This is a genomic window from Pseudomonas sp. SORGH_AS_0211 (assembly GCF_031453455.1).
GTDB classification, from domain to species: Bacteria; Pseudomonadota; Gammaproteobacteria; order Pseudomonadales; family Pseudomonadaceae; genus Chryseomonas; species Chryseomonas aestiva.
Window position 1 is genome coordinate 668,217 of sequence record NZ_JAVIZV010000001.1, and the last position, 17,232, is coordinate 685,448.

Annotated in this window: 12 protein-coding genes; 3 read left to right on the forward strand and 9 right to left on the reverse strand. The window is 67.4% G+C overall.

What is annotated here, in order from left to right; all coding sequences use genetic code 11:
- Window positions 1-7: 7 nt before the first annotated feature.
- From QE393_RS03045 to QE393_RS03055, 3 genes are all read right to left on the reverse strand, one after another.
- Window positions 8-946: a LysR family transcriptional regulator gene (locus QE393_RS03045; RefSeq protein WP_273808638.1), complete on the reverse strand. Its 939-nt coding sequence runs from the start codon at window positions 944-946 to the stop codon at window positions 8-10.
- 195 nt (window positions 947-1,141) lie between these two features.
- Complete coding sequence (gene bglX / locus QE393_RS03050; RefSeq protein WP_310042046.1) at window positions 1,142-3,421, reverse strand: beta-glucosidase BglX; 2,280 nt, start codon at window positions 3,419-3,421, stop codon at window positions 1,142-1,144.
- A 148-nt stretch (window positions 3,422-3,569) separates the two neighbouring features.
- Window positions 3,570-4,847, reverse strand: a complete 1,278-nt coding sequence (locus tag QE393_RS03055; RefSeq protein WP_273808641.1) for a glucarate dehydratase family protein — start codon at window positions 4,845-4,847, stop codon at window positions 3,570-3,572.
- A gap of 182 nt (window positions 4,848-5,029) precedes the next feature.
- Between QE393_RS03055 and QE393_RS03060 the strand changes: the two genes are divergently transcribed.
- Window positions 5,030-6,691: a VRR-NUC domain-containing protein gene (locus QE393_RS03060; protein WP_310042048.1), complete on the forward strand. Its 1,662-nt coding sequence runs from the start codon at window positions 5,030-5,032 to the stop codon at window positions 6,689-6,691.
- Window positions 6,688-8,961, forward strand: a complete 2,274-nt coding sequence (locus QE393_RS03065; RefSeq protein ID WP_310042050.1) for an ATP-dependent DNA helicase — start codon at window positions 6,688-6,690, stop codon at window positions 8,959-8,961. Before QE393_RS03060 ends, QE393_RS03065 begins: the two co-directional genes overlap by 4 nt.
- Window positions 8,962-9,278: 317 nt before the next feature.
- Here QE393_RS03065 and QE393_RS03070 read toward each other — a convergent pair whose 3' ends face one another.
- Entirely contained in the window at window positions 9,279-9,662 is a 384-nt protein-coding gene (locus tag QE393_RS03070) for a glyoxalase superfamily protein (protein WP_310042051.1), read from the reverse strand.
- A gap of 232 nt (window positions 9,663-9,894) precedes the next feature.
- On the opposite strand from QE393_RS03070, the gene QE393_RS03075 reads away from it, so the two are divergent.
- The gene (locus QE393_RS03075; RefSeq protein ID WP_273808646.1) at window positions 9,895-11,529 is read left to right on the forward strand and encodes a glucan biosynthesis protein D; all 1,635 of its coding nucleotides are present in this window, start codon (window positions 9,895-9,897) and stop codon (window positions 11,527-11,529) included.
- A gap of 91 nt (window positions 11,530-11,620) precedes the next feature.
- Here QE393_RS03075 and QE393_RS03080 read toward each other — a convergent pair whose 3' ends face one another.
- The 5 genes from QE393_RS03080 to QE393_RS03100 form a co-directional block, all read right to left on the reverse strand.
- On the reverse strand, window positions 11,621-12,355 hold the full coding sequence (locus QE393_RS03080; protein ID WP_273808647.1) for a GGDEF domain-containing protein: 735 nt from the start codon (window positions 12,353-12,355) through the stop codon (window positions 11,621-11,623).
- Window positions 12,352-12,741 carry a DUF1987 domain-containing protein gene (locus tag QE393_RS03085; RefSeq protein WP_273808649.1) on the reverse strand — a complete coding sequence of 130 codons (390 nt, stop codon included), beginning with the start codon at window positions 12,739-12,741 and terminating at the stop codon, window positions 12,352-12,354. The genes QE393_RS03080 and QE393_RS03085 overlap by 4 nt, the downstream gene beginning before the upstream one ends.
- An 18-nt stretch (window positions 12,742-12,759) precedes the next feature.
- Window positions 12,760-13,323 (reverse strand): SiaB family protein kinase, encoded by a 564-nt coding sequence (locus tag QE393_RS03090; protein WP_273808651.1) that lies wholly within the window; start codon window positions 13,321-13,323, stop codon window positions 12,760-12,762.
- A gap of 5 nt (window positions 13,324-13,328) precedes the next feature.
- Window positions 13,329-14,555 (reverse strand): SpoIIE family protein phosphatase, encoded by a 1,227-nt coding sequence (locus QE393_RS03095; RefSeq protein WP_273808652.1) that lies wholly within the window; start codon window positions 14,553-14,555, stop codon window positions 13,329-13,331.
- A gap of 114 nt (window positions 14,556-14,669) precedes the next feature.
- The gene (locus QE393_RS03100) at window positions 14,670-16,814 is read right to left on the reverse strand and encodes a polysaccharide biosynthesis tyrosine autokinase (RefSeq protein ID WP_310042054.1); all 2,145 of its coding nucleotides are present in this window, start codon (window positions 16,812-16,814) and stop codon (window positions 14,670-14,672) included.
- Window positions 16,815-17,232 lie beyond the last annotated feature (418 nt).

Genomic DNA, 17,232 nt, shown 5'->3' on the forward strand with positions numbered 1-17,232 from the left:
GGGCCGCTCAGTCCTCCTGCTGGATGGCGTAGAGCGATTCCACCAGCAGCGCGAACGCCGGGTTCTGCTGGGCGCTGCGCCGCGAAACCAGCTCATAGGGTTCGCTATGGGACCTGAGCTGCAGCGGCAGGCGACTGACCAGGCCGTGCTGGCAGACGTAGTCCGCCACCTCGACCGACACCAGCGCCACCAGGCGGGGATTGCGGCTCAGCAGCGACAGGGTGGTCAGCGCCGAGGTGGTCTCGATCAGGTGCAGGGGAAAGGGCAGCTGCGCCTCGAAGAATTCGTGTTCCAGGGTACGTCTCATGGGCATGTTGGCCTGATAGACCACCCAGCGACTGTCCGAGAGATCCTGCAGCTCGACCCGCTCGCGCCGGGCGGCCGGATGGGAGGCGTGGGCGATGACCGCGAGGGCCTCTTCCTTGATGACCAGGGCATCGTAGCTTTCCGGTCGCTCGCTCACCGACAGGCGACAGATGGCGGCGTCCAGTCGTCCCTGGTCGACCAGGCCGAGCAGGGTCGTGCTGGTGTCTTCCACCACCTCGATCGACAGCCGCGGCTGCAATTCCAGCAGCCGCGAGAGGGCATGGGTGAGCAGGGGGACGGCGCCCATGATGGTGCCGATGGCCAGCTTGCCGCCCGAGCCGCTGGCGATGGCGTGCAGCTCATGGCGCAGGTTGTCCAGGTCGGCCTGGATCAGCCGCGCGAAACGAATCGCGCAGGTACCCGCCGGGGTCGGCAGCAGGCCGCGATTGGTGCGCAGGAACAATTCCACCCCGAGGGTGGACTCCAGCTCCTTGAGCGCCTTGCTGGCGCCCGGCTGCGTGAGCCCCAGGCCTTCCGCGGCGTTGAGCAGCGAACCCTTTTCCGCCAGGGCGATGAGCAGGCGCAACTGCTTGGCGTGCAGGCGCGACATGATGGCGTTGAGGCTGGCGAGATTCTTCATTGACCGACCGTTATACCGCAGTGGCTGCGATCACACCTTCAACAATAAGCAGCAGGTACGAGGCCTGGCCCGATTCGTTGGGCTTCGGCGATGGAGCCGCCTCAACCCAACCTACGGGGTCCGTGTAGGTTGGGTCGAGCGCCAGCGAAGCCCAACGGGACGGATTCTAGGCGCGCATCCGGTCCCTCACCCCCTTTAGAGCAGTGTGAAACTCCCCTCGCGCACCCGCTCCGAATCCAGGCCGACCATCACCTTGAATTCGCCCGGTTCCGAGACCAGCTTGAGGTCGTTGTTGTAGAAGCGCAGGTCCGCCTCGGTGATGGGGAAGTCCAGCTCGCGGCTCTCACCCGGTTGCAGCATGACCTTCTGGAAGCCCTTGAGCTCCTTGACCGGTCGCGCCAGGGAGGCGGTCACGTCGTGCAGATAGAGCTGCACCACGGTGGCGCCGGCGCGGCTGCCGGTGTTCCTGACCGTGACCCGGGCGGTGAGGGTATCGCCTTTCTTCAGGGTGGCGCTGGACAGCTGCGGCGCCGAGACTTCGAAGGTGGTGTAGCTCAGGCCGTAACCGAAGGGGTAGAGCGGACCGTTGACGATGTCGAAGTAGCGCGAGGTGTACTTGTTCGGCTTGGCCGCATCGAAGGGGCGACCGCTGCTCAGGTGGTTGTAGTACAGCGGCACCTGGCCCACTTCGCGGGGAAAGGTCATGGTCAGCTTGCCGGAGGGGTTGTGGTCGCCAAACAGCACGTCGGCCACGGCGTTGCCGCCTTCGGTGCCGGGGAACCAGGCTTCCAGCAGCGCATTGGCCTGCTCCTGTTCCCATTCCAGCGCCAGCGGGCGGCCGCTCATCAGCACCAGCACCAGCGGCTTGCCGGTGGCCTTGAGCGCCTTGATCAGCTCGCGCTGGGTGTCGGGCACGCTGATCCGGGCGCGGCTGGAGGCCTCGTGGGCCATGCCCTGGGATTCGCCGACCACGGCCACCACCACCTCGGCCTGGCGCGCGGTGGCGACGGCTTCGGCGATCAGTTCGCTGGCACTGCGCGGATCCACCGCGACCGCCGGTTCATAGGAGTTGAGGTAGGCCAGCACATCGCGGTCGTCCAGCAGGTTGGCGCCCTTGGCATAGAGCACCTTGCCCTGGCCGGCCACGGCGTTTTCCAGGCCGCGGCGGATGGACACGGCCTGGGCGGCCACGCCGGCGGCGGACCAGTTGCCCATGACGTCGCGCGGGCTGTCGGCCAGCGGACCGACCACCGCCAGGGTGGCGCCCTTGCGCAGCGGCAGGACGGCCTTCTCGTTCTTCAGCAGCACCAGGCTCTCGCGGGCCACCTGGCGCGCCTCGGCGCGGTGCAGGCGCGATTCGGCGTTGGTGTCGACCGGATCCTGGCCCTGCAGGCGACGATAGGGATCGTCGAACAGGCCCAGGTGGTACTTGGTCAGGAGCATGTCGCGCACGGCCTGATCGATCTCGGGCTGGGTCACCTTGCCGGCGGCCAGCAGGGCGGGCAGCTGCTTGCCATAGACGTCGTCGTGCATGTTCAGCTCGACGCCGGCCTTGAGCGCCTGCTCGGCGGCGTCGCGGGTATCCTTGGCCACGCCGTGCAGCACCAGTTCGTTGATGGCGCCGTGATCGCTGATCAACAGGCCCTTGTAGTTCCAGTCCTTGCGCAAGAGGTCCTGCAGCAGCCAGCGATTGGCCGTGGCCGGAACGCCATTGATGCTGTTCAGGGCCACCATCACCGCGCCGGCTCCGGCTTCGGCAGCGGCGCGATAGGGCGGCAGGTAGTCCTGCATGAGCCGTTGCGGACTCATGTCGACGTTGCTGTAGTCACGCCCGGCTTCCACGGCGCCATAGCCGCCGAAGTGCTTGATGCTGGCCATCAGGCTGTCGGGGGCGCGCAGGTCGTCGCCCTGGTAGGCGTGCACCAGGGTGGCGCCGATGCGCGAGGTCAGCCAGGTGTCTTCGCCAAAGGTTTCCGAGGCACGGCCCCAGCGGGGTTCGCGGGTGACGTCGACGGTGGGGGAAAAGGTCAGGTCGAGGCCATCGGCCGTCGCTTCCAGGGCGGAGATGCGCCCGCTGGTGGCGATGGCGTCGAGATTCCAGGTGCTGGCCAGGCCCAGGTTGATGGGGAAGATGGTGCGCATGCCGTGGATGACGTCATAGGCATAGAACAGCGGGATCTTCAGCCGGCTGTGCACGACCTGGTCCTGCATCTGGCGGATGTCGGGGCGGGTCACGGTGTTGAACATGGCGCCCACCTTGCCGGCGCGGATGTCCGCCATGATGGCTTCCTTGGGATAGTCCGGCCCGACGCTCACCAGGTTGAGCTGGCCGATCTTCTCTTCCAGGGTCATCTTCGCCAGCAGGGCGTCGACATAGGCGCGAGCCGGATCCTGGTTCTGCGCCGGGGCGAGGGTGGCGCTGACCGCCAGTCCCAGGCCGAGCATGAGTGCGGTGAGGCGTGGTGCGTTCAACATCGTCCCCCAATTCCCTGTGCGTACTTTCTCGTTGTTCTTGAGCACCCTTGTGCGGAGGGGATTGTACAGCCGCGCCGCCGGGAAGCGGAGCCGTTGACGGCCGGCGGCAAGGCCGGTCGTCAGGGGCGTGGGAGCAGGGGGCGAAGACCTAGAAACGCGGCTTGCGGGTTTCCCAGTCCGGCTGGTACTTGCGCATCTGGCGCACGTCGTCGCGGCTGCGGATGTCGATGGCGAGAAATTGCTCGTGCAGCTTGGCGAGCTGGTCCTGATCCAGCTCCACGCCCAGGCCGGGGGCCTCGCTGATCGCCACGCAGCCATTGCGGATCGGCAGCTTGCCGCCCTGGATGACCTCTTCGTCCTCTTCCTGCCAGGGATAGTGGGTGTCGCAGGCATAGGCCAGGTTGGGTACCGCGGCGGCCACGTGGGTCATGGCCATGAGGCTGATGCCCAGGTGCGAGTTGGAGTGCATGGAGACGCCCAGGCCGAAGGTGTCGCACATCCGCGCGAGGATCTGGGTGTCCCTGAGGCCGCCCCAGTAGTGGTGGTCGGCGAGCACGATCTGCACGCTGTTCTGGGCCACGCTGCGACGGAATTCGTCGAAGTCGGTGACCACCATGTTGGTGGCCAGGGGTATGCCGGTGCGCCGGTGCAGTTCGGCCATGCCTTCCAGGCCCGGGGTCGGGTCCTCGTAGTACTGCAGATCGTCCGCCAGCACCTCGGCGATGCGCAGGGACGTCTCCAGCGACCAGTTGCCGTTGGGATCGATACGCAGCGGTGCCGCGGGAAAGGCCTGGCGCAGCGCCTTGATACAGGCCGCTTCGTGATCCGGGCCAAGCAGGGTACCCGCCTTGAGCTTGATGCTCTGGAAGCCGTTCTCCTCGATCATCCGTGCCGCCTGGGCCACCACCTGCTCCGGGCTGATGGCTTCGCCCCAGCGATCGGGCTTGTAGGGCGCATCGATGTGCTCGGCGTACTTGAGGAACAGGTAGGCGCTGAAGGGTACCTCGCGGCGGACCGCACCGCCCAGCAGCTCGACCAGGGGAATGCCCAGGGAGCGTGCCTGCAGGTCGAGGAAGGCCACTTCGAAGGCGGAATAGGCGTTGGCCACTTGCTTGCTCGGATGGGAGCCGGGCGCCAGCTCGGCACCGGCCACCACGCCACCGGCGAGGCTGGCGACGGTCGTCACCACCCGGGCACGCAGGCCATTGAGGTCCCAGGCGGAGAGGCCGACCAGGCTGCTTTCCATGGCCTTGAGTACCGCCAGCACCGGGGCGTCGCCATAGCTCTCGCCGAGACCGATGTGGCCGTTGTCGCCTTCCACCTCGATGATGGATCTCAGCGCATAGGGTTCGTGGATGCCGCTGGCATTGAGAAGCGGGGCATCGCGAAAGGCGATGGGGGTGACTTTGATCCGTTTGATCTTCACGCTCAGACTCCTGGACTTGTCATTGTGGTGGTCTTTGTCAGTCATCGTATGACTAGCGGTCGGGATCTTCAACCGAAAGAAGCGCCATGACCCCGGCGGGATGACCGCATATCGCATCGGGGTTGCCCGCTCCGGTCGGGGCTGGATAAATAGCCAGCCGCCACCTCATTCGTCCGTTTCGCATGAAAGCTCCGCTCGAAGACCCCTTCTACTATCTGCACAACTTCCAGCGGGTACTGGACTGGGTCGCCCTGCGCTATCCCGACCTGCTCGACGACCGCGAGCAGGCCTTCATCGCCGCCTTCGCTGACCTGCCGCAGCCTTCGCGGGCACTGCTGGTGCGCCTGGTGATGCGCAAGGGCGAGGTGTTCCGCGCCAGCAAGCTGGTCTATGGCGAGATCGGCTGCCCCCGCGCCGCGGCCACCCCCCTGGTGGGTCTCGGCTGGCTGCTGGCCGATCCGGAATTGCACCTGATCGAACTCTTCGCCTTGCTGCGCAAGGAAGAGCTGCTCGGCTGTTTCGGCGCCCGCCTGCCCAAAGCCGGGCGCAAGGAAGACTGGCTGGCCCGCCTGGAAGCCGAACAGGCCACGCCCCTGGCGTTCAGCGGCTGGGCCGGAACCGTGCCCGCGCTGGTGGAGGAGGGCGTCTGGCGGCTGACGCTGATGGATCTCTGCGATCGCCTGCGTCTGCTGTTCTTTGGCAACCTGCACCAGGACTGGACCGACTTCGTGCTGGCCGACCTGGGTATCTTCCAGTACGAGACGGTGGCCTTCAGCACCGAATCCCGTGCCTTCGGTCAGCGCCAGGAGGTAGATGCCTATCTGCACATCCAGCGCTGCCGGCAGGCGCTACGCGACGGGCTGCCGGCCGCCGAACTGCTGCCGTTGCTGCCCGCCGAACGCTTCGCCAACACCTGGCTGGAGTTGCGCCGCGGCAAGCTGCTCCACGAACTGGCGCAGCACCACGAACGCCTCGGCGAACTGGCCCAGGCGCAGGCGCTCTACGCCGCCTCGGCGCACCCCGAATCGCGCATCCGCGCCCTGCGCATGCTCGAACGTCTGGAGGACTGGCCCGCCGCCCAGGCACTGGCGGAAGCCATCGTCGCCGCGCCGGCCCATGACGCCGAGCGCCAGCAGGTAGCGCGCATCCTGCCGCGGCTGGTGCGCAAGCAGGGCGGGCCGCCCAACAGGCGCCGTGCGGCCAGTCCGGTGGAGCGACTCGATTTCGAATTGGTCAACGACGGCCTGCGCCGGGTCGAGTGGCTGGTGCGCGAGCACCTGGGCCGCGACGAGGCACCGGTGCACTACGTGGAAAACACCCTGCTCACCAGCCTGTTCGGGCTGCTGTGCTGGGACGCCATCTTCCTGGCCATCCCCGGCGCCTTCTTCCACCCCTACCAGCGCGAGCCCGCCGATCTGCGCCTGCCGGGCTTTCGCGAGCGGCGGGCCGAGGCCTTCGCCGCCTGCCTGGCGCGGTTGGACGACGGCTCCCATGCGGCGGTGATTCGCGAACGCTTCGCCAGCAAGCGCGGCCTGGCCTCACCCTTCGTCGCCTGGGGCATCCTCAGCAGCGACTTGCTCGACCAGGCGCTGGCCTGCCTGCCGGCGCGTCATTTGCGGCTGTGCTTCGAGCGGCTGCTGGAAGATCCGGAAAACAATCGCACCGGCTTGCCCGACCTGATCCAGTTCTGGCCTGCGGAAGGCCGCTACCGGATGATCGAGGTCAAGGGCCCGGGCGACCGTCTGCAGGACAACCAGCGCCGCTGGCTGGACTTCTTCGCCGCCCATGACATCCCGGTCAGCGTCTGCCACGTGCAGTGGCAGGTGGCCGCGACCTCCGCATGAGCTATCGCATCGCCGTTCGCGCCCTCTGCGAATTTACCGCCAAGGCTGGCGACCTGGATCTCAGGTTCACCCCGTCGCCCACCGCCCTGGAAGGCATCGAGGGCCACCAGCGGGTGGCGGCGCGGCGCGGTCCAGGCTATGAGTGCGAGGTCAGCCTGCAGGGCGATTTCGAGGATCTGCAGGTGCGTGGTCGCGCCGACGGCTTCGATGCCGCGGCCCGGCGCCTGGAGGAGATCAAGACCCACAGGGGCAGCCTGGAACGCCAGCCGGGCAACCATCGCCACCTGCACTGGGCCCAGGCCAAGGTCTATGGCCATCTGCTCTGCCAGAGCCGCGCGCTGCCGGAGCTGACCCTGGCGCTGGTCTATTTCGACATCGGCACCGGTGCCGAGACCGTCTTCAGCGAGCAGTGGACGGCCGCGGACCTGGCCGCGCATTTCGAGCTGCAGTGTTCGCGCTTTCTCGCCTGGGCGCGCCAGGAACTGGCCCATCGCGCCGCGCGCGACACGGCGCTGGCGACCCTGGCCTTTCCCCATCCCGACTTCCGCCACGGCCAGCGGCCCCTGGCGGAAGCCGTCTACAAGGCCGCCAGCGTCGGCTGCTGCCTGCTGGCCCAGGCGCCCACCGGTATCGGCAAGACGGTCGGCACCCTGTTCCCGCTACTCAAGGCCATGCCGCGGCAGAACCTGGACCGGCTGTTCTTCCTGGCCGCCAAGACCCCTGGCCGCGCCCTGGCCCTGCATGGCCTGGAGTCCCTGGCCGCACCGGTGCGGGTGCTGGAGCTGGTGGCGCGGGACAAGGCCTGCGAGCACCCGGAGCTGGCCTGCCATGGCGACTCCTGTCCGCTGGCCCGGGGCTTCTATGACCGGCTGCCGGCCGCGCGCGCCGCGGCCCTGGCCGAACCCAGGCAGCTGACCCGGGCGCGGGTGCGGGAGACGGCCCTGGCCCATGAGGTCTGCCCCTACTATCTGGCCCAGGAACTGGCGCGTTGGAGCGACGTGGTGGTGGGCGACTACAACTACTACTTCGACGGCAGCGCCATGCTCCATGCCCTGGCCCAGACCCAGGAGTGGCGGGTCGGGGTGCTGGTGGACGAAGCCCACAACCTGCTCGACCGCGCCCGCGGCATGTACAGCGCCAGTCTCGACCAGCGCCGCCTGGCGGCCGGCAAGAGCGTGGCGCCACCGGCCATCGCCAAGGGCCTGCAGGCGCTCAACCGCGAATGGAATCGCCTGCACAAGGAACAGCAGGTCGACTACCAGGTGCAGCCGGAATTGCCCGCCGCCTTCCTGACCGCCCTGCAACGGGTGGTGGGCCTGCTCACCGAGCATTTCGGCGAATCCGGGCAGCCACCGGCGCCGGAGCTGCAGACGCTGTTCTTCGACCTGCTGCAGTTCATGCGCCTGGGCGAGACCTTTGGCGATCACTCGCTGTTCGACGTCACCCTGCTTAAGGGCCGCGGCAAGGCGCAGTCGCAACTCAACCTGCGCAACCTGGTGCCGGCGCCCTTCGTCGGTCCGCGACTGGCGGCGGCGCACAGCTGCACCCTGTTCTCGGCCACCCTGACGCCGGCGCATTTCCATCGCGACCTGCTCGGGGTCCCGGCCGGCAGTGCCTGGGTCGACGTGGCCTCGCCCTTCGCCGCCGAGCAGTTGGACGTGCGCCTGATGCGGCTCTCCACCCGCTATGCCGACCGCGCCGCCTCCCGCGCCCCCATCGCCGCCCTGATCGCCAGTCGCTATCGCCAGCGACCGGGCAACTACCTGGCCTTCTTCAGCAGCTTCGATTACCTCGACCAGGTAGCCGAGGCCCTCGCCGAGCGGGCGCCCTACGTGCCCCAATGGCGCCAGTCCCGCGGCATGGACGAGGCCGCGCGCCAGGCCTTTCTCGAGCGCTTCCAGGCCGACGGCCGCGGCATCGGTTTCGCCGTGCTCGGCGGCAGTTTTGGCGAGGGCATCGACCTGCCCGGCGACCGGCTGATCGGCGCCTTCGTCGCCACCCTGGGCCTGCCTCAGCTCAATCCGGTCAACGAACAGCTGCGCCAGCGCCTGCAGCGGCGTTTCGGTGACGGCTATCGCTACGCCTACCTCTATCCGGGCCTGCAAAAGGTCATTCAGGCCGCCGGCCGGGTGATCCGCACCGTGCAGGATCGCGGCTGCCTCTATCTTATCGACGACAGATTCACCCAGCCCGAGGTCAGGGCGCTGTTGCCGAGCTGGTGGCAGGTGGAGGAGGGTGCGGTGCCCACGGGCGAACCTGCGCCGGCTTGAAGGCTATCGCGGTCATGGCCGCCCGCCGATGCAACTTATCCTATGGCACTCCGGTGTTTTGTTGATCGCGGCTATGGGCCGCTCCTACGATTACATCGAGCCTGTAGGAGCAACTGTCTTAGCCGTTATAGGGGTGCACCCGTTGTAGAGCCGTAGCGTGGAAAACGGCGCAGCCTTTTCCACTGGGGACTTCGTGGCGAGGGCGCCCTCACCCCAACCCTCTCCCGAGGGGAGAGGGAGCCATCCGCGCAGGCGATCATCTCCATCATCGAGCCTGTAGGAGCAGCCCATGGCCGCGATCACCGTACAGCCGTTGCTTAGGCCTCCGGCGTCTCCTCGCAAAACCTCAGCCTGTTACCGAATGGATCGGCGATCTCCATCACCAGGCCCCAGGGCAATGCCTCGATGCCCGGGCGGGCGAAGCCCTGGTTCCTGGCCAGCAACTCGGCCTGGAAGGCGCGGATGCCGGTCATGCGGACGAAGACTGTGGAGCCCGGGCAGGCGTCGCCGTGGTGACCGGAGAGGTGCAGGCGCAGGCCGGCGCGCTCGACCTCGGCGTACAGCGGCAGGCCGGGCTCGAAACGATGTTCCCAGACCAGGTGTAAACCCAGGAAGTGGCAGTAGAATTCACGTGCCTTTTCGTCATCGAAGATGCGCAGTATGGGGCTGGGTTGCCCGAAGGCGATGGCGGCATTGACCATGAGCGGTCTCCAGGGGCGCGCGAGAGGCATGTCGATGATGCGCATTCCACCGCGTCCGGCAACCCGAAGTGTGATCCGGAAAGCTTTGGTAACCCCTCTGGCAGGCCAGAGCGTGCGCTAGGCTGCAGTTCACCGGTGCGATGGCGAACCTATCCGGGTATCGTGCATTCTTTTTCCTTTCTGGCGGTTCGGCTGGGCCGAATCTTTCATCCTTAGTGACCAAGGTTGATCCATGCAGCGTAGACACCTGCTCAAAGCGTCCCTGGCCCTGGCGGCCTACACTGGCATTCCCTCCACCGGGCTGTTCGCCCTCCAGGCCTTCGCCAATCCGGCCAATGGCGATGGCCAGGCCTTCGATTTCGACTGGCTCAAGCAGCACGCCAAGGAGCTGGCCGGCCAGGCCTACCAGCCCACCGCCCAGAAATTGCCCGATACCCTGGCGAACATGACGCCCCAGCAGTTCAATGCCATCGGCTACGATGCCCAGCATTCGCTCTGGCACGACCTCAAGGGCCAGCTGGACATCCAGTTCTTCCACGTCGGCATGGGCTTCAAGACGCCGGTACGGATGTATTCGGTGGACGCCAAGACCAACGAGGCCAAGGAAGTCCACTTCCGCCCCGAGCTGTTCAACTACAACGACAGCGGCGTCGACAAGAGCCAGCTCAAGGGCGACCTGGGCTTTGCCGGCTTCAAGCTGTTCAAGGCGCCGCACCTGGCCCAGTACGACATCGTCTCCTTCCTCGGCGCCAGCTACTTCCGCGCCGTCGACAAGACCCGCCAGTACGGCCTTTCGGCCCGCGGCCTGGCCATCGACACCTATGCCGATCGGCCCGAGGAATTCCCCGACTTCACCAAGTTCTGGTTCGTCACCCCGAACAAGAACAGCACCCGCTTCGTGGTCTATGCGCTGCTGGATTCGCCCAGTGCCACCGGGGCCTATCGCTTCGACATCGATTGCCTGAACGACCGGGTGGTGATGGACGTGGACGCCAACGTCAACGCCCGCCGCGACATCAAGCAACTGGGCATCGCGCCCATGACCAGCATGTTCGGCTGCGGCACCCACGAGCGCCAGACCTGCAACACCTACCACCCGCAGATCCACGACTCCGACCGCCTGGCCATGTGGAAGGGCAACGGCGAGTGGATCTGCCGCCCGCTGAACAATCCGCCCAAGCTGCAGTTCAACGCCTTCAAGGACGACAGTCCCAAGGGCTTCGGCCTGGTGCAGACCGATCACGAATTCGAGAGCTACCAGGACGTCATGGTCCGCTACGATCGCCGGCCGAGCCTGTGGGTGGAGCCCACCTCCGCCTGGGGCGAGGGTGCCATCCAGTTGCTGGAGATCCCCACCACCGGCGAGACCCTGGACAACATCGTGGCCTTCTGGGCGCCGGCCGAGACCATCACCGCCGGCAAGTCGCTGCACTATGGCTACAAGCTGCACTGGAGTGCGCTGCCACCGGTGAGCACGCCGCTGGCGCGGGTCAACGCCACCCGCTCCGGGATCGGCGGCTTCCCCGAGGGCTGGGCGCCCGGTGAACACTGGCCCAAGGTCTGGGCGCGGCGCTTCGCCATCGATTTCAACGGCGGCGGTCTGTCGTTCCTGCCCGAGGGGACCGGCATCGAGCCGGTGGTGACCGTCACTGACGGCAAGGTGCAGGATTTCCACGTGCTCAAGATCGACGAGATCGGCGGCTACCGAGTGATCTTCGACTGGTACCCCACCAGCGACAAGGCCGATCCGGTGCAGATGCGTGCCTTCATCCGCACCCAGGACCGCGCCCTGAGCGAAACCTGGCTGTACCAGTACTTCCCGCCGGCCGCCGACCAGCGCCGTTATCCGGACTGGAAGCAGTCCTAAGCGACGGCCAGGAAAAAGCCGCTGCGCCTCTCCGGCACAGCGGCTTTTTTGTGCCCGGAGCAAGGGCGCAAAGGCTGACAGGTCGCGGTGATCAGTCGGCCAGCACCACCTGGTTGCGCCCTGCGCGCTTGGCCCGGTAGAGAGCCGCGTCGGCCAGGCCGTAGGCGAGCTCGAAGTCGGTGCCCGGCTGGTTGAGGCTGAGGCCGAAGCTGGCCGTCACCGGCGCCGCGCCGGTCGCCTCCCGGGCGATGCGCAGGCGCAGGCGTTCGGTCATGGCCAGGGCCTCGTCCCGTGCCAGGGTCGGCAGCAGCACGGTGAATTCCTCGCCGCCCACCCGACCGACGATGGCCGGCGCTTGGACCAGCTCCTGCAGGCAGCGGGCGATGGCCTGGATCACCCGATCGCCGGCGGGGTGGCCGAAGTCGTCGTTGATGCGTTTGAAGTGATCGATGTCCAGCACGATCATGGCACCGCCCCGCTGTCGCAGCGCCTGGCCGGCCTGGTCGATCACCGCACCGCGATTGAGCATCCCGGTGAGGGCGTCGTGGGTCGCGCGGTATTCCAGCTGCTGGCTGAGGGTCTGCAACTGCTGGTTGAGGGCGTTCATCTCGCGTTCGGCGCGATCACTGCGGGCGATCAGCCGGCGGGTCTCGCGCATCAGGCGTTCGAAATGCAGCGTCAGGTCGCCCAGGGCGGCTCGGTAGCCCTCGGCATCGGCGGCGTCGGCCACATAGAGGGCGCGCGCCGCCTGCAGCACCCCGGCTTCCTGTTCGAACAGGTCGGGGCCCGCTTCAACCGGGCTGCAGCGCCTGACGCTGGCGGTCATGCCGGCAGCTCGGGATGCTCGACGAACGTCAGCGCCTGGAAGTCCAGGCGCAGCTCTTCGCCGAATTCCTGGATGGTCTCGTCCTCGGCATCGTAGTACCAGTGCAGCTCCACCTGGTTGCCGCCTTGGGCCGCCTGGTCCAGGGCGTCGAACAGGGTGAACAGCATCTTGGTGCTGGAACTGTTGAAGTAGGCCAGGGCCACGTGCACTCGGATGTTGGCGTCCTGGCGCTGGTCGAGATAGGCCCGCAGCGACTCGATCACCGGCAGGTAGAAGGCCGCGGCGTTTTCCGGAAAGGATTCGCCCTTGAGCCAGAGTTCGTCCTCGGCGAAACGGAAGTCCACCTCCGGAGAGGTGGCGGTGGGCGCGATGAACACGGTGTCCATACGAGGTCGGAGTCCCTGTCAGATGATGGCTTTCAGGCAGAACAGGGTGGTGCCCGGCGTCTGCGTGGAGGGATGGAAGGCGAATTCCAGGGGTGCGCTGGCATCGCGCGCCATGGTCAGGAAGCCGAGGCCGGCGCCCTTGCTGTCGGCCGGGGTCTCGGCGCGCAGGGATTCGCGATAGGCCTGCTTGATCTGCTCCAGGGACATGCTGCACAGCGGCTCGAGCCGCGCGCGCAGGGCGTCCACCTTGTCGCTGACGATGGGGTTGGCACAGAGCATCTGGTAGTTGCCGTCCTGGCGGGTGATACAGACCGAACCCTGACCCAGCTTGGCGTCCGCCAGGGCGTCCGGGGGCAGGGCATCGGCGGAATAGTGCAGGACGTTCTGTGACAGTTCGATGAAGGAGGAAAACAGCTTGCGCCGGGTGGCGCTGCTGATCCCCTCGAATGCCAGTTGCAGCTTCACCACCTCGGCCATGGCGGCGACGATGCCATGGGAGAAATAGCCACGGTGATAGAAGATCACGTGCTGCTGCTGGGCGATTTCGAGAAAGGCGCCGTTCGCGGGAAAGGAAGCGGTCATGTCGGTCAGGCCACGCGGATGCAGAGAAAGGTGAGGTCGTCGCGACGCAGTTCGTCGCCCTGCCAGCGCGCGAGGTCCGCGCTGAGCTGTTCGCAGAAGGCCGCGGTGGGTGCCATGCGCGACTCGCTCAGCCGGGCCAGGGCGCGGCGCTTGCCGAAGGAGGTGCGCCGCGGACCGCCGATCTGGTCGATCAGGCCATCGGTGGTGGCGAACAGCAGGCTGCCCGGTTGCAGCGGCAGGGTGGTGGCCGGCCAGCACTGGTCGAGCGGGCTGTCGGCGTAGCCGATGCCCAGGCGCAGCGGCGCCAGGGTCAGGACCTCCGCGGCGTCGGGCGCCAGGAGGTGGAGGGGCATGCGGGCGCCGGCGTAGGTCAGGCTGTGGCTGTGTCTGTCCACCCAGAAACAGGCCAGGTCCAGGCCGTCGTTGGATTCGGAGATGCCGCCGGACTGCCCCAGCATCGCCTTGACGCTGCCGTTGATCGCCGCCAGCAGCGCCGAGGGATCGCGCGGCCCCAGCTGTTGCAGGGCCTGGGTCAGGGACGCCGAGGCGATCAGGGTCATGAAGGCGCCGGGCACGCCGTGGCCGGTGCAGTCGGCGATGGCGCCGAACCAGCCGTCCTCGTGCTGGGCGAAGTGATAGAAGTCGCCGCCGACGACGTCGCGCGGCTGCCAGACCAGGGTGGCGTCCTGCTCCATCACCGCCAGGGCCTCGCGCGAGCTGCGCAGCATGGCGCGCTGGATGACGCTGGCGTATTCGATGCTGTGCATGATCTGGCGATTCTTCTCGGCCTGCAGGTCCGCGACCATGCGCATCAGTTGCACGCCCAGGCCGAGTCCGACGAAGCGACCCTCGCGGGTGACGATGAACCCGTCGGCCAGGGCCTTTTCGCCCACCTCGACGGTGCGCCGGGTCAGCTCCTCGATGGACAGGGCGGCGTCCACCACCAGCGGCTCCTTGTCCATGAAGGCGATGCAGCTCTTGCGATCGTAGACTTCGCGGTGATACGGCTTGCTCATCTGCGAGAGAAAGATGTCGCGGTTGATCAGCCCGATCGGACGGTCGTGCTCGATCACCGCGAGACTGGTGATCTCGCGGCGTTCGTTGAACAGGTCCATGACCCTGGCGTTGGTGTGCTCGGCCTCGACCGCGGGCCACTGGGTGCAGAGGTCGAGGGCGCAGCCTTGGCTGGGACGGGAGGAGGTACGCGAGGAGGACAGGGGAGCGGACGACATCGATACGAATCCGTTCTCGGGAGGTCGATGCAGCCTAGGGGCTCCGTATTGAGCTTTGATGACAGAGGATGGCCAGGCGCCAGCACGGGGTGGCGTCTGGGCAGGGGGACTGCGTCAGCCGGTCAGGATGCCCAGGGCGGCACGGGTGAACGGCGGGGGTGGCACGGCGTTGAGCACCGCACCCTGCAGCAGCAGACCGCTGTGAGCGAACTGGCGCTGGGTCGCCTCGATTTCCTTGGCGGTGTTGCAACCGTAGCGCGACACCAGCAGGCAGGTGCCGGCCTGGGCGGCCAGCAGCACGGCATCGGTCACCGCCAGCACCGGCGGGGTGTCGAGGATGATCAATTCGTAGTCCTGCTGCAGACCGCGCAGCAGTTCGGTACAGCGCGCACTCATCAGCAATTCGGCCGGATTCGGCGGACGGATGCCTCCTACCAGGCAGTCCAGGCCGGGTATCGCCGAGGGCTGGATCGCCTGCTCGGGCGTCGCCAGCCCCGCCAGCACCTCGGCGAGGCCCGGGCGACGGGCCAGCTGCAGGCGCCGGTGCAGGCGCCCGCGCCGCAGGTCGGCATCCACCAGCAGCACCCGAGTTCCGCCTTCGGCCAATACCCGCGCCAGTTGCACAGCCACCGACGACTTGCCGGCGGCGGGGCTGGCACTGGTGATCAGCAGCAGGTCGTTGCGCGCCTCGGTACGGGCGAAGGCCAGGCTGGTGCGCAGGATCCGCAGGGCTTCCTGGTAGCCACTGTCCAGCGAGGTCTGCAGGGGCCCGCCGACCTGGCGATTCGGTGCCAGCGGCAGTTGCGCCAGCACCGGCAGGCCGAGGTCTTCCAGGCCCTCGGCGTCTTCGATACCGCGCTCGAGGCTGGCGCGCAGATAGACCCAGGCGGCGCCGGCCAGGCAGCCAAAGAGCAGGGCGCTGAGGATCAGCAGGGGCTTCTTGGGATAGACCGGGGCGATCTGGGTGTAGGCGCTGTCGATGATGCGCACGTCGCTCACCGTGCCGGCGCGCACCACCGACAATTCCTGGATGCGCTTGCTGATCAGCGCATAGACCTTGTCCGCCGCCTCCACTTCGCGCTGCAGGCGCAGCACCTCCTGCTGGGTCTGGGGCAACTTGGCCAGGCGCTGCTGCAGGGCCTGACGCTCGCCGCTGAGCACCTGGCGCCGCGCCAGCAGGCTCTGGTAGAGCGGATGGGTGGGCGTGAAGCGCAAGGCCAGGCCCAGGCGCTCCATTTCCAGGGCCGATAGCTGGCCGTCGAGCTCCACCGCCTGGCTCAGCAGGCTGCGTCCCTCCGCGCCGATGGCGATGGAACCCCGTTGCCGCTGGTAGCGGTCCAGGGCCTGGCGACCTGCAGTCAGGCGCTGGTTCACCCGCGGCAGTTCCTGGCGCAGGAAGGCCAGCTGCTGGGTGGATTCATCGGCGTTGCGGGTCACGTCCTGGCGCACATAGGCCTCGGTGATGCCGCGCAGGATGCGTTGCGCCCTGAGCGGAGCGGTGTCCTGCAGCTGGATCGAGAGGATGCCCGAGCGCTTGCCGCGCTCGCTGACCATGAGCCTTTCCTGCAGCGCCTGGATGGTCACGCCACGACGCTGCTTGACCAGGATGAATTCGGTGCCCGGATAGGCGTGCAGCTGGGCGATGTCCAGGCGCAGCTCGCCGGCGCTGGCCGGCTCGCCCAGCCGACCCTCCAGCAGGCGCTTGCCCTGCGCATCGCTCAGCAGGAAGCGATCCGGGGCCTCGGCGGTGAGGGTGAGCGGCTGGCCATAGAGGGCGTCGGGCACGCTCAGGTGGGCGATGGTCAGCTGCTCGCCGCCCCAGCCGAACTGCTTGAGGCCGAACAGCGGCGGGGCGACGGCCTCACCGGTTCTTTCGTGACGCCGGGCCAGCCAGTCGCCCAGCAGCGGCAGGCGCCGCGGGGTGACGCTCAGGTCCAGGCCCTCGGCGTCCACGACCTCGCCGACCACCCGCCGCGAGGTGAGCAGCTGCATTTCGGTGATGGCTTCCGGCGGTGGCATGGGCCGGCCATTGTCGGCTTCGTCCAGGCGCACGATGCCGCGCTGGTATTCGATCTGCACCGTCGCCACCGCCTGATAGCGCGGCGCGGCCAGCTGGGTATAGGCCACGCCCAGGAGGGTGCAGAAGGCGATGCAGACGAGCAGGCTGCGGCGATGGCGCCAGAGGGCAGCGCAGTAGCGGGCGAAGCCGATGTCCGCCACCTGGGTGGCAGCGGGTAGAGCGTGATGCGACTTGTCCATGCAGGAGCGGGCCTTGGGCAGGTACGGAGGAGGACAGCCGTCGCGGCCGTGCGCTGTCGAGGAGACAACGCGCGGCGAACCGGGGTCGAAATCGTCACGCCAGGCAGGGCACAGCTGGAAACGCCAGGCGCTGGATCAGGGATCCGCACCTTGTCGGCTGGAGTGCTGCGTCGACTCTAAGCGAAAGCAAAAGCCAAAAATGTGACACTCCATGCAGAACGTGACAGATGCCCGCTTGGCAGTCTCAAGGTGCTAAGGCAGTCTTCTTCGCGACCTGTCGTGTCTCCGGACGACAACCCTGGCTCGCGCCTGGTTTTCCGGAATCGCTGGTGCCCTGCCGATGCTGGCGGGCGTACCCAGGTATCAGATGCGAACGCCGCTGCCTCCCGGCAACGGCGTGTTCCTGATGGCTTCTTGA